Origin of the sequence: Pseudoalteromonas sp. MMG024, from assembly GCF_021654175.1 — a bacterium.
Classification (GTDB): domain Bacteria; phylum Pseudomonadota; class Gammaproteobacteria; order Enterobacterales; family Alteromonadaceae; genus Pseudoalteromonas.
Genome location: NZ_JAKFZO010000001.1, coordinates 54465 through 77823, shown reverse-complemented (window position 1 = coordinate 77823; position 23359 = coordinate 54465). Strand labels below are relative to the sequence as shown.

Sequence of the window (23359 nt, the reverse complement as noted above, 5' to 3'; positions counted from 1 at the left end):
TTAAGAAAAACATTCTTAATTAAAAAAAGCGCCAATTGGCGCTTTTTTTTATATCTACAATTCAGTTACGCACCGAATTACTTTTTTGGTGCACGGCGTTTATTGCCCGGCGTCACACGTTGATTATGCTTTTTAACCGCTTTACGGATTTTGTTAATCTTAGCGCGGCGGTCTTTACGCTTCTCAGGCATTACCGATAGTTTTGTTTCGGTTTCGCGGCGCATTCCAACCGTTTGACGTAAGTAGTTTACATCTTTTAGGTTAAGCTCTTCCCAGCCGCCTTGCGGTAAACGTTTATTTAGTAATAAGTCACCATAGCGCACACGAATTAGGCGTGAAACTTCTACTTCCTGTGATTGCCATAAACGACGTACTTCTCGGTTACGGCCTTCGGTTAAGGTAACGTTAAACCAGTTATTTAAACCACTTCCGCCTTGCGGCACTACCGATAAGAACTTAGCAAAGCCATCGTCTAACTCAACGCCATTTGTTACATTTTTCAGCGTCTGATCCGTTACCTCACCAAATACACGTACTGCGTATTCACGTTCCACTTCATAACTTGGGTGCATTAAACGGTTGGCAAGTTCACCATCATTGGTAAACAGTAGTAAGCCTGAGGTATTGATATCTAAACGACCAATGGCAATCCAGCGGTCATTTTCAAGCGGAGGTAAACGGTCGAATACGGTGCGGCGACCTTCAGGATCTTTACGTGTACACAGCTCACCTTCAGGCTTGTGGTACATTAAAATACGACAAACACGTTCGTTTGACGCTTCAACTTTAACAACATGTCCGTCAAGACGGATACGCTGTGTTGGTTCGACACGGTCACCTAAACGGGCAACTTTGCCATCAATACTAACACGACCCGATTCAATAAATTTTTCACATTCACGACGTGAACCTTTACCAGCACGTGCTAATACTTTTTGTAACTTTTCGCTCATTATTTTCTCATGTAACTTCGCAGCTAGGAATTGTTGGCTATTCTAGCACAGAGCTAATCAAGTTGCGCAGGCTCACTGAGGATTTGTGAGATTTTTTCGTCTTGTGCTACTGGTAATGGCGGTAATTCATTCAATGAAGACAATGAGAAGTGATCTAAGAATTGTTTGGTGGTGCCATAAAGTGCCGGTTTGCCCGGTACTTCTTTATAACCAACCACTTTTACCCAATTGTGCTCAAGCATGGTTTTGATGGTTTGACTGCTTACGGTAACGCCGCGCACTTGCTCGATTTCACCACGGGTAATTGGCTGACGATACGCAATTAAACTCAATGTTTCTAAAAATGCACGAGAATATTTAGGGGCTTTTTCTTGCCATAGTTTATTAAGCCACGGCGATAAACTACTGCATGCTTGAAACCGATAACCTGATCCCACTTTTACTAAACGCACACCGCGCGTCGCGTAGTGCGCCATAATGGCATCAATAGCGCTTTGAATACGCTTTAGGGAAATAGAAAAGTCACTTAATACGGTGTCTCGCAGCTTGTCTTTGGTTAATGGCGTATTCGCAACAAAAATTGCCGCTTCAATCAATTCAATTAACTGTTCATCAGAAAGTCGCTTCGCCATAATACCTATTTCGTTATTTATTTTAGTTTAAGGTAGATGAGCGAGTTTATATCGCTTTGCTGAACCACAATCAAGCTTTCCTTCACCAGCTCTAAAATGGCGATAAAACTCACCACTACAGCCGCTTTGCCTTCAACGTGTTCAAACGCCTGTGAGAATGGCAAAAACCCATCATTTTCTGTTAAAAGCGATAAAATATGTGACATTCGCGCGCGGGTTGAAAGCACTTCGGCACTGACTTGATGATGGGTTAACGTTTGCGCTCGCGCCATTACATCACTAAGCGCCAGCAACAGCTCTTTTACACAAAGATTGGGGAGCTCAAATTCTGACGACTGCGTTTCACCTAACAGCGCATGGGCAATATAAATATCGCGTTCTACCCGTGGTAACGCATCTAGATTTTCGGCCGCTTTTCTAAATTGTTCGTATTCTTGTAAACGCTTAATCAGCAGTGCCCGAGGGTCATCTTCCTCTTCTTCCAGCTCTTTATGTACCGGTAATAATAAGCGAGATTTAATTTGAGCGAGTAACGCCGCCATCACTAAGTATTCAGCAGCAAGCTCTAGCTTAAACTCTTTCATCATCTCAACATATTGCATGTACTGCCCAGTAATCTTGGCAATCGAGACATCAAGAATATCGAGTTTGTGCTTTTTAATCAGATACAGCAATAAATCAAGCGGACCTTCAAATGCTTCTAATGCTACTTCAAGTGCATCGGGGGGTATATAAAGGTCTTCAGGTTTGTCAGTTACCGCTTTGCCATGTAAAAAACCAAGCGGTAATTTTTGCTGCTGCATGTCGCTCATGGGCGCTGTTTAAACTCTGTATACTTATTCAAACGGCGCAGGGTCACCAGCGCCAACACGAATAATCTCAACTGTGTCTTCCGAGAAATCAACGACGGTTGTTGGCTGCTCAGACAAATAGCCACCGTGAATAATTAAATCCACTTGTTTTTCTAATTGAAAACGAATTTCTTCAGGATCCGCCTCGGCAAATTGCTCTCCGGGTAGAATTAACGAGCAAGACATTAATGGTTCACCCAACTCTGCCAAAATCGCTTGAGTAATTATGTGATCAGGCACGCGAATACCAATTGTTTTCTTTTTCTCATTAAGCAACCGACGTGGCACTTCTTTGGTACCTTTAAAAATAAAGGTGTATTGCCCTGGCGTATTATTTTTAATTAATCGAAACAAACTGTTATCTACACGGGCGTAAGTGGCAAGTTCCGATAAATCACGGCAAACAAGGGTAAAGTTATGGTGTTTTTCTAAGCCACGAATACGGGCTATACGCTCCATTGCATTTTTATTACCTATGCTACAGCCGATTGCATAACCTGAATCCGTTGGAAACACAATTACCTTGCCTTGCTGGATCATATCAACCGCTTGACGCACTAAACGCGCCTGTGGGTTTTCTGGATGAATATGAAAAAATTGACTCATTGGATATCCTTAATTTAATTCTTGTTCTTTGTCCATCGCCCAATCCTGCCAAATTGGCACACTGGCTTTAGGTAAGTATAAGTTCTTTCCAAGTTCTAACCAGTTGGTTGCAAAATGAAAATCTGAACCTTGCGACGAAAGTAGCTGATATTCCTCTGCAAGCTGTGCTAAAAACTGACGGTCACTCGGCGCTTGTTGTGGCAGCGCCACTTCAATGCCATCGCCACCAGCATGTTTAAATTCTTCAAGCAAACGTCGCAACCATTTATTAGAAAGCTTATAACGACTTGGATGTGCTAAAACCGCTTGACCGCCCGCCGCTTTAATTGCCTTCACAGCAGTTGCAATATCACACCATTCGCTGGTTACATAACCCGGTTTACCGCGCACTAAAAATTTTTTGAACACCCCTTGTAAGGTGTTTGCAGCCCCTTGCGCTTGAATTACTTGTGCAAAATGGGCGCGGGTAAGCTGGCCTTTGTTGGCTAACGCTTTTGCTTGTGCTAATACGTTTTCAAACCCGCGTTTTTCAAGCTTTTCAGCCATTTTTTCAGCGCGTGTTGCGCGTTTTCCTGTTTGCTCAGCAATCAAACATGCCAAAGTGCTATTTTCAACATCAACGTTTAAGCCAACAATATGAATTTCAAAGCTTTCCCACTTGGTTGAAAACTCGATGCCCTTAACAAGTGTCAGCGGTAACGCATTTTTGTCGATATGTTGCTGTGCAATTGGCAGCGCCTTAACGGTATCGTGATCCGTAATAGCCAAAATATCAACGCCTTTTTCAACGGCGCGTTCAACTAGGTCTTCTGGAGATAACTTGCCATCGGAATAATACGTATGGCTGTGTAGGTCAAATTTCATAAATATGATTTTAGTTTGTACTGCGTGTAATCATACCAAATTCAGTAAATAATTACTCTTGCTGATTTGTTTGCTTTCATTTGGGAAATTAATATTTGCTAACAAAGGTCTTTATCTGTTTAAACTCGACTAATAATAAATAGCGCAGCTTACTTTATGAAAATACTGCTAATTACCCTACTTTCACTTATCGCCTTTGCAGGGAACTCAATTCTTTGCCGAATTGCCCTTGGGCAAGAGCAAATTGATGCTGCCAGCTTCACCTCAATTCGTTTATTATCTGGGGCGATAACGCTTTTTATTCTTTACGCCCTATTTCATAAAAACAAACAAACAGCGGGCAAAGGATCATGGCTTGGCGCCGGTTATTTGTTTATTTACGCCGTGACATTTTCCTATGCCTATATTTCACTTGAAACCGCTATTGGTGCACTTGTGCTATTTTCATCGGTGCAATTTAGCATGCTTGCTTATACGTTCTTTTCAGGTACCAAAATTTATCCTATCGAATGGTGCGGTGCGCTCATTGCGTTTAAGGGTTTTGGTTATTTAGTGCTACCCGATATTTCATCACCTTCACTGATTGGCTTTGTACTTATGGTGATCTCGGGTATGGCGTGGGCGGGCTATACCTTAGTTGGCAAAAAGTCATCTAATCCCCTTGCCGATACAGCCTTTAATTTTATTCGCACCTTACCTTTTATAACATTCCTCAGCATAATGACACTTAACGCAACAAATACCTCAACCACAGGGATTTTACTCGCTGTGATAGCGGGCAGTGTGACATCAGGCATTGGTTATGCCATTTGGTATGTTGCACTAAAACACTTAACTTCAGTGCAAGCAGCTGTATCCCAGCTCTCGGTACCCATTATTGCCGGTATTGGTGGCTTTTTGTTTTTATCCGAACCTATCAGTGAACGCCTAGCGATTTCTGGAGCTATTATTCTAATCGGAATTTTGCTGGTTGTGCTTGGTAAAAAACCACTAAAACCCTGATTTTATGCCTGTTTAACCACTGCTTATAACCAATAAACACTAACAAATCCGATTAGTTATAAAAAATGGCGGTTTTGTGTTGACTCATGTATACAATCTGGGGTTTACTATGGCTGAAACTTTTTAGGAATCGTTTAAATGCAATTAGTAACTTCACAAATCAAAACAGTATGGTGGTGGCACTCGTAATCGCGGGTGGGAATAATTGTATCTAAACTATTCTTAAAACCCGCACAATGTGCGGGTTTTTTTATGTCTAATTTGAGGTGAATAATGAGTAATAACAAACAACTAATCCAATGGTGGTGGTTCCTGTAATTAACGCGGGAGGATTTTGTTTGTCTATTATTCAGCCCGCCTTCTAAGCGGGCTTTTTTGTATAAGGAATGAGGCGTGATATTTAGTCATATATCAACCGAGGTCGGCAAAGTTACCAGCATTTCGCTAGCGCGGGACTACATTGAAAGTCCACTAGCACTTTATAGCGCGGTATGTAACAACCCGACTAACTTTAATAGCTTATTGTTAGAATCAGCGGAAATTGATTCTAAAGATAATGTAAAAAGTTTAATTTTAGCCGATGCAGCTATTCGTATTGAATGTAATGGTGACACGGTAACGTTTGACGCAAAAAGCAATAACGGCAAACAGCTACTGCCCCATTTAGCTGGCTTTTTTAAAGATCACAACGTTGAACTTGCAAATTCAACCCTTCGCATTGTGTTTGAACGCGATACCAACTTGATGGATGAAGCTAGTCGCTTAGTGGCTGACAATGCATTTACCGCATTAAGACAATGTATCAATAATATTGAAAGCACCACTGAGTCACCTTTCGCAGTATTTTTAGGCGGCACCTTTGCCTACGATATGGTTGCCAACTTTGAGTCACTGCCAGACGTACCAAATGGTGATAACACAACCCCTGATTTTGTTTTTTATCTTGCCGAAACACTGATTGTTATTGACCATCAAGCAAATACCACAGAACTAATTGGCAATGTATTTAGCGGCCCCGACGCACACGCCAACTGTTTTGAAGTAGGCCAAAAGCTTGAAGCACTAAATAAACTGTGTGACGATTTACCAACGTACAATGCCCCAACCTTTTCGGGTGCTGTAAATGAGTCTGTAGATATTGACGACGCAACCTTTTGTCAGCAAGTCGAAACCCTTAAAAAGCACATTGTTGATGGCGACATTTTCCAAGTAGTGCCGTCTCGCTGTTTTTCATTACCATGCGCTGACTCGCTTGCAGCATATCACCAGCTTAAAACACAAAACCCAAGCCCTTACATGTTTTACATGAAAGACGAGAACTTTGTGTTATTTGGAGCATCTCCTGAATCCGCGCTTAAATATTGCCAAAGCACCAATCAAGTAGAGGTGTATCCAATTGCTGGTACCCGTGCCCGTGGTAAAAATGCCGATGGCAGCATTAATTTTGATCTTGATAGCAAGATTGAACTCGATTTGCGCGATGACAAAAAAGAGCGCGCAGAGCACATTATGCTGGTTGATTTAGCGCGTAACGACATTGCCCGTATTTCAACGCCGGGTTCGCGTTATGTAAAAGAGTTATTGAAAGTTGACCGCTACTCGCAAGTAATGCATTTAGTATCGCGTGTGGTGGGTCAATTAAAACCTGAGCTGGATGCACTGCATGCCTACCAAGCATGTATGAATATGGGCACCTTGGTTGGTTCACCAAAAGTAAAAGCGGCCGAGCTGGTGCGTATTACCGAAGGTAAACGCCGCGGCAGCTACGGTGGTGCTGTGGGGTATTTAACGGGTGATGGTGCGATGGACAGCTGTATTGTTATTCGTAGCGCCTTTGTTAAAGATAATATGGCTTACGTGCAAGCTGGTGCAGGCGTTGTATATGACTCAGTGCCACAGCTAGAAGCAAACGAAACACGCCAAAAAGCACAAGCGGTTATTCGTGCAATTAAGTCTATCTACCAAGGAGAAGCCTAATGGCGCAGGCAAAAATTTATTTTATCGATAATTTTGATTCGTTTAGCTACAACTTGGTGGATGAATTTGAGCAATTAGGCTTTGAACTGGTGGTTTATCGTAATCATGTTCCGGCCGACACCATTTTAAGCAAAATGGCAGAGGAAACTTGCCCTGTTACGTTAGTGCTTTCACCTGGCCCTGGCACCCCAAAACAAGCGGGCGTTTTAATTGAGCTAATCAACAAAGCAAAAGGCCGCTACCCTATGCTGGGTATTTGTTTAGGCCATCAAGCAATTGTTGAATGTTACGGTGGTTTGGTTGGTCACGCAGGTGAAACAGTGCATGGCAAATCATCGCTTATTGAACTTAAAGAGCACACAGTATTTAGTGGCTTACATTCGCAAATTCCAGTGGCGCGTTACCATTCACTCATGGCAACCGAAGTGCCAGATAGCCTTGATGTCATTGCAAGCTACGACACAATTCCTATGGCAATTATTCAAGAGCAAGATAAAGTAATTGGGTTTCAGTTTCACCCAGAATCAATTTTAACGCCAAATGGCTCACAGCTGTTAAAGCAAAGCCTAGCTTATTTAGCCAATGTGGAGGGCGCATAATGCAACCACTTGTTAATCTCTTAATCGAACAACAAGATTTAACGTTTGAGCAAAGCAGCGAGTTTTTTAATCTTGTCATGACAGGTCAAGTAAGCGAAATCGAGCTTGCAGCAGCGTTGACTGCACTTAAAATTAAAGGCGAAACCGACAATGAAATTGCGGGTGCTGCCAAAGCCATGCGCGATAATGCAGTAACATTTACTAACCCAAGTGCCATTAGTTTTGATTCATGTGGCACCGGTGGTGATGGCGCCAATTCAATTAACGTATCAACTACTGCTGCCATTGTTGCCGCGAGCATGGGCGTTAATATGGTAAAACACGGCAACCGCAGTGTTTCAAGTAAATCGGGCTCGTCTGATTTACTCCACGCCCTTGGCATCAATATTAATATGAGTGTGGTACAAGCAGAAAACTGCCTAGCAAAAACCCATTTTACCTTTTTATTTGCACCGCTTTACCATGCGGGTGTGAAATACGCGATGCCAGTACGTACAGCACTTAAAACACGCACCTTATTTAATATTTTAGGGCCGTTGGCAAACCCTGCAAAACCAAGCCATCAACTCCTTGGTGTTTATACCCCTGAATTACTTCGCCCAATGGCGCAAACGCTTAAACTACTTGGCTGTGAGCGTGTTATGGTAGTCCACGGCGCAGGTACTGATGAAATTGCCCTACACGGTGAAACACAAGTTGCCGAACTAAAAGACGGTGAAATTACTGAGTACACTCTACAGCCGCAAGATTTTGGCCTTGATAACTATGCCCTTTCAGATATTGAAGGTGGCGAGCCTGAATATAACGCGGCGGCAAGCCTTGCGATTTTAAAAGGTGAAGGCAAGCCTGCGCACAATGCAGCGATTGCCGCAAATGTTGCAGCGGTGCTGGTAATGCAAGGCGACTACAGCAATTTTAAAGACGCAACACAAGCGGTACAAAACCACTTAGCAAGTGGCGCGGCGTTTTCTCACTTATCACGCATTATCGAGGTGTCTCATGGCTAATGTATTAGAAAAAATTGTTGCCGATAAACGAATTGAGCTTGAATCGCGTAAAGCCACTAAGCCACTTGAAAGCTTTATTCATAAGGTGGTACCAACCGAGCGTGATTTTTACGGGGAACTGGCAAAACCCGGCACTAACTTTATTTTAGAGTGTAAAAAAGCCTCGCCATCAAAAGGGCTTATTCGCGATGATTTTAACCTTGACGAAATTACCGGTGCTTACAAGCATTACGCTGCGTGCATTAGCGTACTTACCGACGAGAAATACTTTCAAGGCAGTTTTGATTACTTAACTAAAGTACGTTCATTGGTGAATCAACCGCTTATTTGTAAAGATTTCTTCATCGATGAATACCAAGTGTATTTAGCTCGCCTGCACGGTGGTGATGCAATTTTATTGATGCTAAGTGTGCTTAATGATGACCAGTACTGCGCGCTTGCTAAGGTGGCGAAATCGCTCAATATGGCAATTTTGACCGAAGTGAGTAATGAAGAAGAAGTACACCGCGCATTAGCACTCGACGCTGAGATTATTGGTATTAATAACCGTAACCTGCGTGACTTAAGTACTGATCTTGCCACTACAGAAACTCTTCGTGCGTTAATCCCTGCAGGGAAAGTGGTTATTTCAGAGTCAGGCATTTACACTCACGCTGATGTAAAACACTTAAAATCACTGTGTAACGGCTTTTTAGTTGGCAGCTCATTAATGGCTGAAAGCAATCTTGATTTAGCGTGTCGTAAGCTAATTTTAGGTGAAAATAAAGTGTGCGGTTTAACGCGCTCGCAAGATGCGATTGCCGCATATAATGCCGGCGCGGTATTTGGTGGCCTAATTTTTTATGCAAAATCGCCACGTTATGTTGATATTGACTGCGCAAAACCAATTGCCGATAGCTGCGACTTAGGCTTTGTTGGCGTATTTGTAAACGAAACAATTGACACCATCGTACATATTGCCGTTGAGCTAAAACTAGTTGCAGTACAGTTACATGGCGATGAAGACGAAGCGTACATTGCTGCGCTTAAAAAGGCGCTGCCAGCAGGCGTGCAAGTATGGAAAGCCGTTGCGGTAAGCGATGTGATTGAACATAAGAGGCAAGGTGCTGACCGCTATTTATTTGATACCAAAGTGGGCAACCAAAGCGGTGGTACTGGGCAAACCTTTAATTGGGATGTGCTGAATAACGAGCGCAACTACATGCTTGCAGGCGGCTTAAATAACGACAATATTCAAGACGCGCTTACAACCCAAGCCATTGGCCTTGATTTAAATTCGGGCATTGAAACAAGCCCAGGTAAAAAGTGTCATCAACAAATTAATTCTGTGTTTTCTAAGATAAAGGAATCTTGAGGTGGAAAATAAAAACCCAGCCTATTTCGGCGATTTTGGCGGCATGTACGTACCAGAGCTTCTGGTACCCGCCTTAAAACAACTTGAAAGTGAATTTAATAAAGCAAAGAACGACCCAAGCTTTCATGCAGAGTTTGAAAAGCTGCTTAAAGAATATGCCGGTCGCCCTACGCCACTGACGCTTACGCGCAACTTAGTGAAAAACCCTAAGGTAAAACTTTACCTTAAACGTGAAGATTTATTGCACGGCGGCGCACATAAAACCAACCAAGTGTTAGGTCAGGCGCTACTGACAAAACGTATGGGAAAAAAAGAAGTTATTGCTGAAACAGGTGCTGGTCAGCACGGTGTAGCAACCGCCCTAGCCTGCGCTTTACTTGGCTTAAAATGCCGCGTTTATATGGGTGCAAAAGACGTAGAACGCCAGCAACCAAACGTATTTAGAATGAAACTAATGGGCGCAGAAGTCATCCCTGTTACCGCAGGTTCTGGCACATTAAAAGATGCGGTTAACGAAGCAATGCGCGACTGGTCGGCAAACTACGATACGGCTCACTACTTACTTGGTACAGCAGCAGGCCCGCACCCATTCCCAACACTTGTTCGCGACTTCCAAAAAATGATTGGTGAAGAAGCAAAACAACAAGTACTTGATACAGAAGGTCGTCTACCAGATTACGTGATTGCGTGCGTGGGTGGAGGCTCCAACGCTATTGGTATGTTTAATGACTTTATTGGCGATGAAAGTGTAAAGCTGGTTGGTGTTGAGCCAGCAGGTAAAGGCCTTGATACAGAAGAGCATGGCGCAGCAATTTGTAAAGGCACTAAAGGCATTTTACACGGTGCATACACCTTTATTATGCAAGACAGCAACGGCCAAATCGAAGAGTCTTACTCTGTATCTGCTGGCCTTGATTACCCAGCGGTTGGTCCTCAGCACGCACATCTTGCTGAAACAGGCCGTGCCCAATATGTTGGCATTAGTGATGATGAAGCGCTTGAAGCGTTCCAGTTATTAGCTAAAAACGAAGGGATTATTCCAGCGCTTGAATCAAGCCATGCTCTTGCTTACGCATTAAAGCTGGCTGAAGAGCAAAGTGAAGAAACCATTATTGTGGTTAATTTAAGTGGCCGTGGTGACAAAGATTTAGCACACGTGCATACAGTGTTAAATCAAGGAGGCAAACTATGAGCCGCTATCAACAAGCATTTCACGCATTAAATGAAGTTAATCAAGGTGCGTTTGTGCCATTTGTTACCATTGGCGACCCAAACAAAGAATTAAGCTTTGAGATTATTAAACGCTTAATTGACGGTGGTGCTGATGCGCTCGAGCTTGGTATTGCATTCTCTGATCCTATCGCTGATGGCCCTGTGATTCAAGCAGCGAACATTCGCGCACTAGAAAATAAAATCACTACAGCTGAGAGCTTTGAAATTATTCGTCAAGTACGTGAGTACAACGCAGATATTCCAATTGGTTTACTGCTTTATTCAAACCTAGTGTTAGCGCAAGGCATTGATGACTTTTATCGCACAGCAAAAGAAGTGGGCGTTGATTCAATTTTAGTTGCTGATGTGCCGCTGCACATGTCAAAAATGTTCAGACAAGCGGCTATGCAAGCAGAGATAGAGCCTATCTTTATTGCCACGCCAAATGCCGATGACGATACACTTCGTCAATGCTCATCATACGGCCGTGGCTATACTTATTTGCTATCGCGCGCAGGTGTAACGGGTACCGAAACCAAAGCGCAAATGCCTGCAGATTCAATGATCAAAAAGTTATTAAACTTTAACGCAGCACCTGCGCTTCTGGGTTTTGGCATTTCAACACCTGAAGATGTAAAAGCGGCAATTACCTCTGGTGCCGCAGGTGCCATTTCAGGCTCGGCAGTAGTTAAGATTATCGAGAATAATCTTGAAGCGCCAGAAACTATGCTAAGCGAGCTTGAAAACTTTGTACGTAATATGAAAGCCGCAACGCAAAAATAATTGTGTATAAACAATACAAAGGGCGCCAAGCGCCCTTTTTTTTAAACCCAAACTCTGGTGTTTCACATTAACTCTGGTGTAAGGTAAATATTCAGCATAATTTATGAGGTAAACAATGCTCGCATTATTTGAATATGCTCCCCTGATCTTATTTTTCATTCTCTATAAAACCATGGATATTTTTTGGGCGACGTCGGTACTTATTGGTGCGTCAGTTCTGCAAATAGCCTACTACCTCTTTATCGAGAAAAAAGTCGCTACTAAACATTGGGTACTGTTTGGATTAGCAGTTGGCCTTGGCTCTCTCACTATTCTTTTCCAAGATGAGCAGTTTATTAAGTGGAAAGCAACCGTGGTTTATGCGGGCTTTGCGACCATTTTATTAGCATCACGTTATTTCTTTAAAAAGAACCTAATGGCAAAAATGTTAGGCTCAATTTTGGCCTCAACTAATGATACAGGCCAGAAAATTGAAGTACCTGAGCCACTTTGGGATAAAATAAACTTATTCTGGAGCGCATTTTTATACCTAATCGCCGCTGTTAATATTTATGTAGCCTATGCATTTTCACTGGATTTTTGGGTTAACTTCAAAGTGTTCGGCATTACCGCTGCCACTTTCGTTGCGCTAATTGTAACTATCGTTATGCTTTATCAATATTTGCCTGATGATGAAGAACCAAAAAGCGAATAACCTTAACAAGTGTTAGTTTGGTTTAAATATTAAAAGGAGCAAAAATGCTCCTTTTAATATGCAATTTCTTCGCTTACCCAAATACTCAACATTATCGAACTTGCCCTCCTCTCGTTGCCACGCTCACTTAAACGTTGCTTCATCAATGATGTTTTACCCCTCACCATTTAAATATCACCGAGTAAAATAACGGCAGTTTAAGAAATGTAATACTAAAGCGCTTTCTACTTACAATTCACATAAAGCAAAATTAAAAATATAAGCCTTTGAACTCTGATAATTAGGAAAATTTATTAAACCGATCTAGTATTAAGTTGAACGTTTAATGACCTGTTGTGTTTTTCTCAAGGAGCTATAACGAGATAAACAGGCCCAAAGAAAACTAAAATCCGGTCACTCAAAGTGGTTACAACAATAATATTAGTCGAGGCTTAAATGGAAACAGATAACCAACAAGAACCTGAATACGAAATCAAAAACGAGAACCTATTTAAAACACTGCTGTGTTTACCTATTGGTATTGGCTTTGCCGTATTTATGATGAGTGCATTTAATAATTCAGGCTTCAATGTAGGCACTTTTTTACTTTTTGTACTCACCATGTACTTCACCCTAAGCGGCATCGCCTACGCCGCGTTTTACACCAATGAAAAGTTTGATTGCACACCGCATTAAGCTGCATTGTATTTCTTAATAATTGTATTGGGCGTTAAATAAAGCGCCCTTTTCTATAGCAAAGATATATTCCCATTCCACTATCCATATAGAACCAGTTTATTTATCTTACTATTTGATTTACTATGTTTTTTTAATGACCAAACGCGAAGCCTAAGGTTGCTAAACACCTACCTGAAAAAATCTCGCAAATAACTTGTTAAGTGCTAAAAGGAGAACCATGGCACGAAGTAAATCTGACATATCAAATAGCGCTATCAGAATATTCCTACAAGACGTTGGGAAGTTTTACGATGAGGCGAGAGGCTTTGAGCCATTTGGTCCCAAAGTAGCTCAAAAAGATGAGCTGTTAGAGTTTTTTAATTACCAGTGTTGCTTTTGTGGTGCATCAATTGATCGTAAATCCTTGTCCCAAGATCATTTAATCCCAATGAACAAATCCTCGCTTGGCCTACACGCATGGGGAAATGTGGTTCCATGCTGTTCACCTTGCAATAATGAAAAGCAGCAAAAGCCTTGGTTAGAGTTCATTATTACAAAAGCTGGCGAAGAAGCTGCTTACCGTACCCAGCGCATAAATGAATTCGTTGCATCTAAAAATTATGATCCCACGCTAAACTTACACGAATACGCTGATAACTTGTATGAAGATGTCGGACAAGTGGCTATGACGCTTATAAATTTAAGGTACAAGCAGGCACAAAGTGGCATTAAAAAGCTTCTTGGGTAAAGCGCTTAACAAATAAGTCAAACCGAATTCCAATGCGTTGCAGCGACTTAGCCAGGCATTGCTATTCTGGAGAGTTTACTAACTTGAACGAAAATTATAAGTATGCAACCCATATTATTTCTTGGCTCGAAAAGCTAGGTGTACCTGATATTCCTTTGGCAAAGTATGCTTTCTTACAACTTACAGAGTCTTGGGTTGAACATAAAAATCTAAACCTTGAACAGTTAAGAGACGACTTGTGGTCTTGGGTTGCTGTAACGATGGGTACAACATAACTGTACCAGAAGTAGCAAAGATGAGAATTATTTTGTGCTTAGCTTATGAAGATAATCGAGAATTAGAAAATGTTGGTTATTTTGAGGAATTATTAATAAGTCTGGGCATTTCACAGCAAGAGGCGTATAAGCGCGCATAATATCCATTTTAAAAGGCATCATTTAAAGGCTGCATTTAAAGGCTGCATTTAAAATTCACACACATCTTTCCCCTTAATCAAACCTGAAAACATTATTTAAATGAATAATGCGAGACAGGGAGCGAAGCGGTCGAGCAAGCCATGTACAACAAGGACGTTGCTTCATGGCGTTTATGTTCATATTTAAATTATGTTTGAAGAATAAGTTTGATTTTGGGCGTCGGGGGAATCCAAAGGGGGGGCGGCACTTTTAAAATTGGCGTTAAAATTCACCCATGAAGCTTGGTTACATCGGTCATCCATGACCTCATTTCAAAGCACTGCGAAACTTCGTTTCGATTACTTTTCATCTTTTGGCTGCCGTCGCCAGCGCGACAAACCAATCTTAATTAATTTACATTAGCTGAGATTTAACTCATTTCCCTCTAACTTAACCAACTCAAAAGCATCATTAATAATGGCAATACATAAGAAAGAAACACGCCACTACAACATCCTTACTTTCGGGTCTCGCACATTCAATCGATAAGTACGCTTCACTTCCTGCATATTCTCTACATAACTTATTGTTAAATAACAACGAGTACCTGAATGAAGCTTAATTTGTGTGGGTAGCGTAAAGCTAAAATCAAGCAACGTCGTATCGCCGTCAAACTCAAATGTTAATGGCAAAGTATCAGACCAAATCTCATTTAATCCGCTTTCATAACCAGGCGCAAGTATTTGCAGTATCGCTTGATTAAACTTCTCAAAATGCGGCTGATTAATGACTATTCGCCCTTTTGTCTCGATACCTAACATCACAATCTTACTATCGAGCCTTAAGGGCGCTTTGCCCAACACCCAAAAGCGATTGTTTGCTGATTGTGAGGCTATTAAAAAACCAACAATACATAGAGAGCAAATCACAATAAATGGCCAATTTAACGCCACTTGCATGCTTAATGCAATTAAACATCCGCCAATTAAAATTACAGAAATAGCGTATGCTACAAACTTAAACTGCGCACTACGCTTACTTTGTTCACTGTTAATTTTAACCATCTTCTAACCTAGTTTAACTATCTAATTCTATTAACTATTCTACATTTTTAGATTATTAAAATTCGGCCTTCCATCACCTTATTTTGCCATTAAACACAAAAAAGCGGAGCAATTGCTCCGCTTTTAACTTAAGTCTTTATTTAAATCGTACTAGAAGCCTAATAAGTTGTACGCAAAGAACTTATTAGCAACTGTATTAATAAAAATCAGCGCCAAAATAAATGGAATAAAGGTTGATAGAGAGAAGTTTACATACTTCTCGGTAAAGCTACCTGCGTACTCAGGAGCGCCTTGGCTAAGCTCTTCTGTTAGCTTTGCTTTCTTCCAGCGGTACATTACGAATAAACACACCATTAAGCCATTTAGCGGCAAGATGGTGTCGTAAAATACATCGTAAATAAAATCAAATAGGCTCTTCGTAGTTGCTGGATCATGGTCTCCATAGTTAAACATAGTGCTTAACCACTCACTCATACCAAACGACATGGTACATAAAATGGTTAAAATACCCATACTACCTGCAAGTAATAGCAATGCTTTAAAGCGCGAAACGCCCTTTTCTTCAATTAAGGTCGCTGTTGGTACTTCAATAATTGAAACAAGTGAGGTAATTGCTGCAAAAAATACCAGTAAGAAGAAGATTACTGCAATCGCACTCGCGCCTACGTAGCCGATATCTTGCTGCATCGCGAGGAAGATTTTTGGTAAGTAAACAAAAATCATCGAAACTGATGAGTCAGATAACTCCGCAGGGTTAGTATTTGGGTTAAAACTAAAAATCGCAGGTAAAACCATTAAACCCGCAATAAATGCGACCAATGAGTCAGTTACTGCAACCATTTTTGCACTGCCTACAATATTTTCTTTCTTTGAAATATATGAGGCATAAGTCATTAAAATACCCATACCGAGCGACAATGAGAAAAACGCTTGCGACAGTGCACCGTTTAACACGCTAGCATTCACTTTGCTAAAATCAGGCACAACGTAATAACGAAGGCCAGCAATCGCGTTATCTAATGTCAGTACGTAAGCAACAAGGCCAACTAGCAGCACAAATAGCGCTGGCATAAGCAGTTTTGCTGCTTTTTCAATGCCCTGCTTTACACCACCAAGTAGAATGAGATTAACCAGCACACCTACACCTACCATGTAATAAAACACGCTGGTTTGGTTAATAAACTGGCCAAAGTTGCTGGGTTCGGCAAGCGCATCTAAATTACCAATGGCTGCCTGAACAAGGTAACCAAAAATCCACACAGTGATCACCATGTAAAACACGCCAATCATAAATGGCGTAAGTACCGCTAAAAATCCCGGATATCGCCATTTACTGCTGTTACCCGATAATTTATTGTACGCGCCAAGCGGGTCTTTTTGCGCGCTACGACCCATAGCCATTTCGGCCATCATTACTGGTAAACAAACAAAAATTACAAACAAAGCATAAACAACTAAAAATGCACCACCGCCATTTTTGGTTGCCGATACAGGGAAACCAACGAGGTTTCCAATGCCTACTGCACTGCCTGCAGCGGCCAAAATAAATCCGAGTTTGGAGCTAAAATGCTCTCGCGATGCACTCATGCTGAACCTTAGTATTATTGTTTTCAACCTTGGATGCTATCAGTGTTAAACCTACTGTTTCAAGTTTTCGCGAAAAATGATTTTTAGTTTTATCCTTTCTGTTGATAGAATTATTTTTATATTCAATAAAATAACCAAACAGGTGCTGTATGTGGTACATGATTTATTCAATAGATGTTGAAAACAGCTTAGCGATGCGAAAAGAAGCGCGTCCTGCTCACTTAGCACGCTTAGAAGCGTTAAAAGCAGAAGAACGTTTGTTATCTGCCGGGCCACTACCAGCAATCGACAGCGACGATCCGGGCGAAGCAGGTTTCACTGGTTCATTAGTGATTGCTAAATTCGATTCATTAGAAGATGCGCGCAGCTGGGCTGCAAACGATCCCTACATCGAAGCGGGTATTTACAAAGAATCAATTGTTAAACCGTTTAAACTAGTTTTACCGTAACTGATTCAGAGTAAGTTCAGTGAACTTTTTGTACACTTAACTTACTCCATAATGTGGCGAGCTAACGTATGAAATATTTGATTAGTCTGATCAGTTGCTTAGTGCTCTTTAATGCCAATGCAAGTAATGAAAATGGCTCAAACGTCAAAACATCTTCACAAAATGCGGCAGCGAATAAAGCGCTTAAAAATGTTAACACTCTGGGTTTAACCAAGCGCAGAGCGGCCAAAAAAGTGTCGCAATCCTACCCTGGTAAGATTTTAAGCGTGAAAGAGAACACCCATTATTACAAAGTAAGAATGTTACAACCAAAAGGTAAGGTTGTTGATTTTAAAGTAAATAAATCAAATGGCCAGGTTAAAAAAGGAAAGCAATAACAATGCGCATTCTAATAATAGAAGACGATCTGCAACTAGCAGACAATCTAAAACATGCACTTGAAAAAGCCCGTTACAGCGTTGATATGTGTCATGATGGCGAAACTGGTTTATTTCACCTTACTGAATACCCGTTAGATTTAGCTGTTGTTGATCTAGGCCTACCTAAAATGGATGGCATTGACGTGATCAGCAATTCGCGAAAGCAAGGCATTGATATTCCGATTTTAATCTTAACTGCCCGCGACCGCTGGCAAGATAAAGTGGAAGGGTTAGATGCCGGTGCTGATGACTACTTAACTAAGCCATTTCATAACGAAGAATTAATTGCCCGTTGTAATGCGCTTATTAGACGAAGCGCAGGTAAAGCAGACCCAACTATTACTGCGGGTCCAATTCGCATTCATACCCGTTCTCAGCAAGTATGGGTTAACGACAATGAATTAATGCTCACCGCATACGAGTACAAAGTACTTGAGTACTTAATGGTTAACCCAGAAAAAGTCGTGTCTAAATCTGAGCTAACAGAGCACATTTATGACCAAGACTTCGATTTAGACTCAAACGTAATTGAAGTATTTGTATTACGCCTGCGTAAAAAGCTCGACCCAGACGGTTCTATCGCACCCATCGAAACACTGCGTGGCCGCGGTTACCGTTTAAGCGGCAAACTGTGATCCACCGTATATCGTTAAAAATTAGACAAGGATTTATCCTTGTCTTTTTGCTTTTAGTACTTATGCCTGCCATGTTCTTTTCAATTGGTAAGGCACTTTACGCAAGCTTAGTCGACAACACCGAGCGCACGCTCGAAGCACATTTGTATTCACTGATGGCAAAAGTAGAAATTGAGCAAGGTGAACTGGCGCCGATTACCCTAATTGCCCCTGAACTCACTCGTCCCGTTTCCGATACCTTTGCCTATATTTATCTCAACAAAGAAATAGCATGGCAATCTGAATCAACGCTCGGCTATCAATATATTCCAAAACACGCTGCAACCGCGCCCGGTATTATGGACTTTTCGAAAATTGAAGAGCTTGATAAGTACTTTCGACAACTTAGCTTTGTGTTTTACATGGATGCCGATGGCATTGAATATCAAGTCACTGTATTGGTATTAAAAGACGAAGAAGCCATTTTATCGCAAATGCAAGACTTCCAAGAAACCTTAAGGCACTGGCTGATCATTATCGCCATAGTGATGGGCTTACTGATTATGCTGGGCTTTCTATGGAGTAGCCACCCACTTAAACGCCTAGATAAAGAAATTGTCGCAATCGAAAGTGGCAATGCCGACCAAATTACGGGGGAATACCCAGAAGAGCTGGAAAAAATTCAGCAAGATCTTAATTTATTATTGGCTACACAACAAAGGCAAAAAGATAAATACCGTGCATCATTAAGCGACCTTGCCCATGCTTTAAAAACTCCGTTGGCTGTTTTAAAATCAAGTGATCTGGCAAGTAATGGTGACAGTCAAGAACAGCTCGATCGCATCAGCAATATGATTGAACATCAGCTTAAAAAAGCAGCCTCGGGCGGTACTGATACTTGGAAAAAGCAAACTAAAGTTAAGCCAATACTCGACTCAATTATCAATGCCATGGGTAAAGTGTATCGCGACAAAGGCATTCAATTTATTCAAGCAGTTGATGAAAAAAGTATCTTTTTAGGTGATAAAACTGATTTAATGGAATTGCTAGGCAATATTCTCGACAATGCCTGCAAAGCATGTGACGCTTTAATTGAAATAAAAGTGAAGCAGTTAGGACAACAACTCATTATCGAAGTTGGTGATGATGGTCCAGGCGTACCCGCAGATAAAATAGAAGAACTTACAATTCGCGGAAAACGCTTAGATACCTACGAACACGGCCACGGTGTTGGCATGGCGATTGTGGGCGATCTAATGGATGCCTATAACGGCAAAATGACCATTACCACAAGCCAGCTCGGTGGCGCCCTATTTACCTTGGTTTTTAATTATGAATAAATACACTCTTTTTTACACCGTGTTAATGCTGCTGAGCATTAATGCATTGGCTCAAAACGATGAAAAGCCCTGTAGCAAAGGCAAAGTCCTATTGCAGCTACAATGCTTAGATCAAGCCATTATTGACCACAAACGTACACGTCAAACTTGGCTCACTAAATTAGAAAAAGAAGTGGAAATAAAGCAAAATAACACGGGTAACACCCAATTATTTTTAAGTTTTCAACGCAGTAAAAACAGTTTTGATAGTTATATTTCCGATAACTGCCAATGGCGTTATCTCAATGAGTTACCTAATTCTCAGCAAGCAGCATTAAAATATAAGCGATGCGAACTCGCTGTGATTGACCAGCAAATTACCATTTTAAAAGGTGGTTACTAGCTAATACACTGTATTCTCAGCGGTATATTGCTACGGAAGTCAGCAAATAGAACCAAATAAAAAAGCAGCGTAATCGCTGCTTTTTTTGCATTAAACTGGATTGTCTATATCAATAAATTCAACGTCTAAATCAAATTTTTCCGCTAAATATTCACCCACAGCCTTTACACCATAACGTTCAGTTGCATGATGACCTGCTGCAAAAAAATCGATACTTTGTTCGCGCGCACTGTGTATTGTTTGCTCTGACGCTTCACCCGTCAGGTAGGCATCGATACCTTGGCTTGCGGCTAAATCAATATAGCCTTGGCCACCGCCTGTACACCAGGCAATGGTCTCTATGTTTTTGCCACGTACACTTTCAACTAACGGTTTGCGATTAAGTACATGTTCTATTTTATCGGCAAACTCTTCAGCGCTCAGTGGTGTTTTTAAGCGCCCTTTCACTGCAATGCTTGGTTCACTGTAAGGATCAAGGCCTGCTTCATACTCAATATCTAATAACTCAGCGAGCTTGGCATTATTGCCAAGGGTTGGGTGCACATCAATTGGCAAATGATAGCCAATTAAGCTGATGTCATTTTTGATTAAGGCACCAATGCGACGCTTTTTCATACCCGTAATCGGATAGGCTTCGCCTTTCCAAAAATAACCATGGTGAACCAAAATCGCATCCGCATTTTTCTCTATTGCGGCATCAATTAACGCTTGGCTTGCTGTTACGCCAGTAATAATTTTGCTAACGGTGTCTTTTCCTTCTACTTGAAGGCCGTTTGGACTAAAGTCTTTTACCTTATGGGGGGCGAGTAAACTATCTAATTCTTGGAGCAATTTAGAAAGTTGCATTATGCATACCTATAAGTTGTTTTTGATCATTGAATTGTCCTTAACCTACCGCTAAAAATAAAGAAAATTCTCAAAAAATTGAAAAATGACGTGAAACTAGGTATAAATGTATTTTTAACAGTAATCTTCGTATCAAATAAACGGGATATACGATGAGTAAACTCGATAAAACTGAAGTGCTTGCTGCGTTTGAAAAAGCGTATGAAGCAGCAAATGGTAAGAAACCTGAGATCACAGCAAAAAGTGGTTGGTACAGTGTAGATGGCGGTAAAAACGTTCGCCTTGCTGATTTAGTAACGCTAACAGAAGAACTTTCTTCTGGTGCGGCACCGGCAGCAAAAGAAGAAGCGCCAGCTAAGCCTGCTGCTAAAAAAGCACCGGCTAAGAAAGCAGCGACTAAAAAAGCAGCGCCAGTAACTGCAACTAAAGAAAAAGAATACACAGTTACTAAACCAAATGCTGAAGGGTTTACTGCTGAAGAGTTCTGGATTAAAGAACTTGCTGAGCGTGACCACGACACTCGTCTTCCACGCGGTGTTGTTTAATAGCTAATTAGCTATTAAAAGTAAAAAAGGCAGCGTATAAGCTGCCTTTTTTATTGCCTGTAATTCAATTTTTCATTTTAAAGTGACGAACGATTATGCGCGCTGCTGTAATCCACTTTTGGCCCAACTGGTACCACTTGCGTTGGGTTAATCATAGTGTGGCTAAAATAGTAATGGCGTTTAATATGATAAAAATCGACCGTTTCAGCCACGCCCTTCACTTGATAAAGCTCACGAATATAATTTGCAATATTCGGATACGACTCAAGCATACGTTGATTACATTTAAAGTGTGAAAAATAAACCGCATCAAATCGTATTAAGGTTGTGAACAAACGCCAGTCTGCCTCAGTAATTTGTGTACCTACCAAGTAGCGCTGTTTAGCCAAAATGGCTTCAACTTTATCAAGTGCATTAAAAAGCTCAATATACGCCCCTTCGTATGCGTCTTGTGTTGTCGCAAAACCCGCTTTGTATACTCCGTTATTAATACTGTGATAAACAAATTCGTTAATTTCATCAATTTCAGCCCGTAAATGCAGAGGATAATAATCATGCTCGCTGCCTGTTAAATGATTAAAGGCAGTGTTAAACATGCGAATAATCTCTGACGACTCATTACTGACGATACAGTTTTGTTTTTTATCCCAAAGCACAGGTACGGTAACACGGCCGCTGTAGTTTGCGTTATTACGCGTATATATTTGATGCATATAATCAAAATCAAACAATGCATCGCCCGTACTGTGCTGTGTTTTATCAAATGTCCAACCATGTTCTAACATGTCTGGGCTTACAACAGATACAGAAATATGCTGCTCTAGCCCTTTTAAAGCGCGAAAAATAAGGGTACGGTGAGCCCATGGGCACGCCAGAGATACATATAAATGGTATCGGCCAGATTCTGCAGCAAACCCATTTGTACCTGAAGGACCCGCTTCACCGTCTTGTGTGACCCAATTACGTAACTGCGAAGCTTCACGTTCGAACTTACCTTTACTGTTTTTGGTGTCGTACCACTTATCGTGCCATTTACCTTCAACTAATAATCCCATGATCTACTCCTTAAACCTGTGGTAATTCAAAAATAATTATTGTCGCTGGGGTGTTAGATACGTTTTCAAATACTAATTCAGTTTCATCTAACACTTTTGCACCATCACCACTTTCAATTTGAGTAGCATTAACTAAAGTGCTGCCTGAAACTTGATGTACATACACAGGTTCATTATTTGCTTCAAATAAATACTGCTGCTTTGGTTCAAGGATCAGTTGATATAGCTTTGCATCTTGTTTTATCGCAAGCGTGCCATTTTCGCCATTTGGCGTAACAATCGTCGTTAAACCAGCTTCTTTACCAAAATCTTTTTGTTGATAACCCGGTTTACCACCAAAGCTATTCGGCTCAATCCAAATTTGTAAAAATCTCAGTTGCTCTTCATTTGATGCATTGTATTCACTGTGAAAAATACCTTTGCCTGCCGACATTAACTGAAATTCACCTGCTGGAAGCGTTTTGATATTGCCCGCACTGTCTTTATGTTCAATGGTGCCTGACAACACATAGCTGATAATTTCCATATCGCGGTGGCCATGGGTATCAAATCCCGCGCCCGGTGCCACAACATCATCATTAATAACACGAAGGGCTGAAAAGCCCATGTGTTTAGGGTCGTAGTAATTTGCAAAAGAGAAGCTATGTTTGCTCTTAAGCCAGCCATAGTCAGCGCCGCCGCGCTCATGTGCTTTTCTAAGTGTGATCATCGTGCTTCCCTCTTA

The 23359-nt window shown here is 41.3% G+C and carries 27 protein-coding genes; 17 read left to right on the top strand and 10 right to left on the bottom strand.

The genetic code is table 11. The features are described from left to right. Nucleotides 1–77 precede the first annotated feature (77 nt). From rluB to L1068_RS00360, 5 genes are read right to left on the bottom strand one after another with little or no spacing between them, the layout of a single operon-like run. A complete protein-coding gene (gene rluB, locus L1068_RS00380) occupies nt 78–953 on the bottom strand; it encodes a 23S rRNA pseudouridine(2605) synthase RluB (RefSeq protein ID WP_010560333.1) in 876 nt (291 codons plus the stop codon). A 53-nt stretch (nt 954–1006) separates the two neighbouring features. Next, nucleotides 1007–1588, bottom strand: a complete 582-nt coding sequence (gene scpB, locus L1068_RS00375) for an SMC-Scp complex subunit ScpB (RefSeq protein WP_100913199.1) — start codon at nt 1586–1588, stop codon at nt 1007–1009. A gap of 14 nt (nt 1589–1602) precedes the next feature. Then, nucleotides 1603–2397, bottom strand: a complete 795-nt coding sequence (locus L1068_RS00370) for a segregation/condensation protein A (protein ID WP_237128577.1) — start codon at nt 2395–2397, stop codon at nt 1603–1605. A 24-nt stretch (nt 2398–2421) separates the two neighbouring features. Then, nucleotides 2422–3042: an L-threonylcarbamoyladenylate synthase gene (locus L1068_RS00365; protein ID WP_010560336.1), complete on the bottom strand. Its 621-nt coding sequence runs from the start codon at nt 3040–3042 to the stop codon at nt 2422–2424. Between the two features lie 9 nt (nt 3043–3051). Further along, nucleotides 3052–3906, bottom strand: coding sequence for a PHP domain-containing protein (locus L1068_RS00360; RefSeq protein ID WP_237128576.1), 855 nt, complete (start codon nt 3904–3906; stop codon nt 3052–3054). Between the two features lie 156 nt (nt 3907–4062). Between L1068_RS00360 and L1068_RS00355 the strand changes: the two genes are divergently transcribed. The 11 genes from L1068_RS00355 (at nt 4063) to L1068_RS00305 (ending at nt 14214) form a co-directional block, all read left to right on the top strand. Then, complete coding sequence (locus tag L1068_RS00355) at nt 4063–4908, top strand: DMT family transporter (protein ID WP_237128575.1); 846 nt, start codon at nt 4063–4065, stop codon at nt 4906–4908. 393 nt (nt 4909–5301) lie between these two features. Then, nucleotides 5302–6885 carry an anthranilate synthase component 1 gene (locus L1068_RS00350; RefSeq protein WP_237128574.1) on the top strand — a complete coding sequence of 528 codons (1584 nt, stop codon included), beginning with the start codon at nt 5302–5304 and terminating at the stop codon, nt 6883–6885. Beyond that, entirely contained in the window at nt 6885–7484 is a 600-nt protein-coding gene (locus L1068_RS00345) for an aminodeoxychorismate/anthranilate synthase component II (RefSeq protein WP_237128573.1), read from the top strand. Before L1068_RS00350 ends, L1068_RS00345 begins: the two co-directional genes overlap by 1 nt. Then, nucleotides 7484–8491 carry an anthranilate phosphoribosyltransferase gene (trpD, locus tag L1068_RS00340; protein ID WP_237128572.1) on the top strand — a complete coding sequence of 336 codons (1008 nt, stop codon included), beginning with the start codon at nt 7484–7486 and terminating at the stop codon, nt 8489–8491. Before L1068_RS00345 ends, trpD begins: the two co-directional genes overlap by 1 nt. Beyond that, nucleotides 8484–9845, top strand: coding sequence for a bifunctional indole-3-glycerol-phosphate synthase TrpC/phosphoribosylanthranilate isomerase TrpF (gene trpCF, locus L1068_RS00335; protein WP_237128571.1), 1362 nt, complete (start codon nt 8484–8486; stop codon nt 9843–9845). Before trpD ends, trpCF begins: the two co-directional genes overlap by 8 nt. Before the next feature lies 1 nt (nt 9846). Beyond that, nucleotides 9847–11037 carry a tryptophan synthase subunit beta gene (trpB, locus tag L1068_RS00330; protein WP_343221804.1) on the top strand — a complete coding sequence of 397 codons (1191 nt, stop codon included), beginning with the start codon at nt 9847–9849 and terminating at the stop codon, nt 11035–11037. After that, on the top strand, nt 11034–11840 hold the full coding sequence (gene trpA, locus L1068_RS00325) for a tryptophan synthase subunit alpha (protein WP_237128570.1): 807 nt from the start codon (nt 11034–11036) through the stop codon (nt 11838–11840). The genes trpB and trpA overlap by 4 nt, the downstream gene beginning before the upstream one ends. Before the next feature lie 115 nt (nt 11841–11955). Beyond that, a complete protein-coding gene (locus L1068_RS00320) occupies nt 11956–12534 on the top strand; it encodes an inner membrane-spanning protein YciB (protein WP_237128569.1) in 579 nt (192 codons plus the stop codon). 435 nt (nt 12535–12969) lie between these two features. After that, nucleotides 12970–13209, top strand: a complete 240-nt coding sequence (locus tag L1068_RS00315; protein ID WP_100913188.1) for a hypothetical protein — start codon at nt 12970–12972, stop codon at nt 13207–13209. 220 nt (nt 13210–13429) lie between these two features. Continuing rightward, entirely contained in the window at nt 13430–13939 is a 510-nt protein-coding gene (locus L1068_RS00310) for an HNH endonuclease (protein ID WP_237128568.1), read from the top strand. A gap of 83 nt (nt 13940–14022) precedes the next feature. Beyond that, entirely contained in the window at nt 14023–14214 is a 192-nt protein-coding gene (locus L1068_RS00305; RefSeq protein WP_237128567.1) for a hypothetical protein, read from the top strand. 626 nt (nt 14215–14840) lie between these two features. Here the strand turns inward: L1068_RS00305 and L1068_RS00300 are convergent. Together L1068_RS00300 and L1068_RS00295 are read right to left on the bottom strand one after the other, a co-directional pair. Continuing rightward, nucleotides 14841–15398 (bottom strand): hypothetical protein, encoded by a 558-nt coding sequence (locus tag L1068_RS00300; protein WP_237128566.1) that lies wholly within the window; start codon nt 15396–15398, stop codon nt 14841–14843. 150 nt (nt 15399–15548) lie between these two features. Continuing rightward, nucleotides 15549–16985: a sodium-dependent transporter gene (locus L1068_RS00295; RefSeq protein ID WP_237128565.1), complete on the bottom strand. Its 1437-nt coding sequence runs from the start codon at nt 16983–16985 to the stop codon at nt 15549–15551. Between the two features lie 149 nt (nt 16986–17134). Here L1068_RS00295 and L1068_RS00290 point away from each other — a divergent pair, with 149 nt between their 5' ends. From L1068_RS00290 to L1068_RS00270, 5 genes are all read left to right on the top strand, one after another. Beyond that, nucleotides 17135–17434 carry a YciI family protein gene (locus tag L1068_RS00290; protein WP_054979493.1) on the top strand — a complete coding sequence of 100 codons (300 nt, stop codon included), beginning with the start codon at nt 17135–17137 and terminating at the stop codon, nt 17432–17434. Between the two features lie 68 nt (nt 17435–17502). Next, complete coding sequence (locus L1068_RS00285; protein ID WP_054979494.1) at nt 17503–17811, top strand: hypothetical protein; 309 nt, start codon at nt 17503–17505, stop codon at nt 17809–17811. A gap of 2 nt (nt 17812–17813) precedes the next feature. Then, nucleotides 17814–18488 carry a response regulator transcription factor gene (locus L1068_RS00280; protein WP_237128564.1) on the top strand — a complete coding sequence of 225 codons (675 nt, stop codon included), beginning with the start codon at nt 17814–17816 and terminating at the stop codon, nt 18486–18488. A gap of 47 nt (nt 18489–18535) precedes the next feature. Further along, entirely contained in the window at nt 18536–19807 is a 1272-nt protein-coding gene (locus L1068_RS00275) for an ATP-binding protein (RefSeq protein WP_237128563.1), read from the top strand. Continuing rightward, nucleotides 19800–20189, top strand: a complete 390-nt coding sequence (locus L1068_RS00270; protein ID WP_054979496.1) for a hypothetical protein — start codon at nt 19800–19802, stop codon at nt 20187–20189. The genes L1068_RS00275 and L1068_RS00270 overlap by 8 nt, the downstream gene beginning before the upstream one ends. Before the next feature lie 90 nt (nt 20190–20279). Here L1068_RS00270 and L1068_RS00265 read toward each other — a convergent pair whose 3' ends face one another. Beyond that, the gene (locus L1068_RS00265; RefSeq protein WP_237128562.1) at nt 20280–21035 is read right to left on the bottom strand and encodes a Nif3-like dinuclear metal center hexameric protein; all 756 of its coding nucleotides are present in this window, start codon (nt 21033–21035) and stop codon (nt 20280–20282) included. Between the two features lie 152 nt (nt 21036–21187). On the opposite strand from L1068_RS00265, the gene L1068_RS00260 reads away from it, so the two are divergent. Next, nucleotides 21188–21580: a hypothetical protein gene (locus L1068_RS00260; RefSeq protein ID WP_237128561.1), complete on the top strand. Its 393-nt coding sequence runs from the start codon at nt 21188–21190 to the stop codon at nt 21578–21580. Between the two features lie 77 nt (nt 21581–21657). Here the strand turns inward: L1068_RS00260 and L1068_RS00255 are convergent, their stop codons facing one another. Next, the gene (locus tag L1068_RS00255; RefSeq protein ID WP_237128560.1) at nt 21658–22635 is read right to left on the bottom strand and encodes a glutathione S-transferase family protein; all 978 of its coding nucleotides are present in this window, start codon (nt 22633–22635) and stop codon (nt 21658–21660) included. A gap of 10 nt (nt 22636–22645) precedes the next feature. Next, entirely contained in the window at nt 22646–23344 is a 699-nt protein-coding gene (locus tag L1068_RS00250; RefSeq protein ID WP_237128559.1) for a pirin family protein, read from the bottom strand. Nucleotides 23345–23359 lie beyond the last annotated feature (15 nt).

What these genes read in the sequence shown, in the direction of transcription:
- trpCF (WP_237128571.1), top strand. Translation starts at nt 8,484, where the DNA reads ATGGCTAATGTATTAGAAAAAATTGTTGCCGATAAACGAATTGAGCTT.
- L1068_RS00280 (WP_237128564.1), top strand. Translation starts at nt 17,814, where the DNA reads ATGCGCATTCTAATAATAGAAGACGATCTGCAACTAGCAGACAATCTA.
- L1068_RS00345 (WP_237128573.1), top strand. Translation starts at nt 6,885, where the DNA reads ATGGCGCAGGCAAAAATTTATTTTATCGATAATTTTGATTCGTTTAGC.
- L1068_RS00365 (WP_010560336.1), bottom strand. Translation starts at nt 3,042, where the DNA reads ATGAGTCAATTTTTTCATATTCATCCAGAAAACCCACAGGCGCGTTTA.
- L1068_RS00310 (WP_237128568.1), top strand. Translation starts at nt 13,430, where the DNA reads ATGGCACGAAGTAAATCTGACATATCAAATAGCGCTATCAGAATATTC.
- L1068_RS00255 (WP_237128560.1), bottom strand. Translation starts at nt 22,635, where the DNA reads ATGGGATTATTAGTTGAAGGTAAATGGCACGATAAGTGGTACGACACC.
- rluB (WP_010560333.1), bottom strand. Translation starts at nt 953, where the DNA reads ATGAGCGAAAAGTTACAAAAAGTATTAGCACGTGCTGGTAAAGGTTCA.
- trpD (WP_237128572.1), top strand. Translation starts at nt 7,484, where the DNA reads ATGCAACCACTTGTTAATCTCTTAATCGAACAACAAGATTTAACGTTT.
- trpA (WP_237128570.1), top strand. Translation starts at nt 11,034, where the DNA reads ATGAGCCGCTATCAACAAGCATTTCACGCATTAAATGAAGTTAATCAA.
- L1068_RS00290 (WP_054979493.1), top strand. Translation starts at nt 17,135, where the DNA reads ATGTGGTACATGATTTATTCAATAGATGTTGAAAACAGCTTAGCGATG.
- L1068_RS00370 (WP_237128577.1), bottom strand. Translation starts at nt 2,397, where the DNA reads ATGAGCGACATGCAGCAGCAAAAATTACCGCTTGGTTTTTTACATGGC.
- L1068_RS00360 (WP_237128576.1), bottom strand. Translation starts at nt 3,906, where the DNA reads ATGAAATTTGACCTACACAGCCATACGTATTATTCCGATGGCAAGTTA.
- L1068_RS00295 (WP_237128565.1), bottom strand. Translation starts at nt 16,985, where the DNA reads ATGAGTGCATCGCGAGAGCATTTTAGCTCCAAACTCGGATTTATTTTG.
- L1068_RS00285 (WP_054979494.1), top strand. Translation starts at nt 17,503, where the DNA reads ATGAAATATTTGATTAGTCTGATCAGTTGCTTAGTGCTCTTTAATGCC.
- L1068_RS00270 (WP_054979496.1), top strand. Translation starts at nt 19,800, where the DNA reads ATGAATAAATACACTCTTTTTTACACCGTGTTAATGCTGCTGAGCATT.
- L1068_RS00265 (WP_237128562.1), bottom strand. Translation starts at nt 21,035, where the DNA reads ATGCAACTTTCTAAATTGCTCCAAGAATTAGATAGTTTACTCGCCCCC.
- L1068_RS00355 (WP_237128575.1), top strand. Translation starts at nt 4,063, where the DNA reads ATGAAAATACTGCTAATTACCCTACTTTCACTTATCGCCTTTGCAGGG.
- L1068_RS00250 (WP_237128559.1), bottom strand. Translation starts at nt 23,344, where the DNA reads ATGATCACACTTAGAAAAGCACATGAGCGCGGCGGCGCTGACTATGGC.
- L1068_RS00320 (WP_237128569.1), top strand. Translation starts at nt 11,956, where the DNA reads ATGCTCGCATTATTTGAATATGCTCCCCTGATCTTATTTTTCATTCTC.
- L1068_RS00315 (WP_100913188.1), top strand. Translation starts at nt 12,970, where the DNA reads ATGGAAACAGATAACCAACAAGAACCTGAATACGAAATCAAAAACGAG.
- L1068_RS00260 (WP_237128561.1), top strand. Translation starts at nt 21,188, where the DNA reads ATGAGTAAACTCGATAAAACTGAAGTGCTTGCTGCGTTTGAAAAAGCG.
- L1068_RS00300 (WP_237128566.1), bottom strand. Translation starts at nt 15,398, where the DNA reads ATGGTTAAAATTAACAGTGAACAAAGTAAGCGTAGTGCGCAGTTTAAG.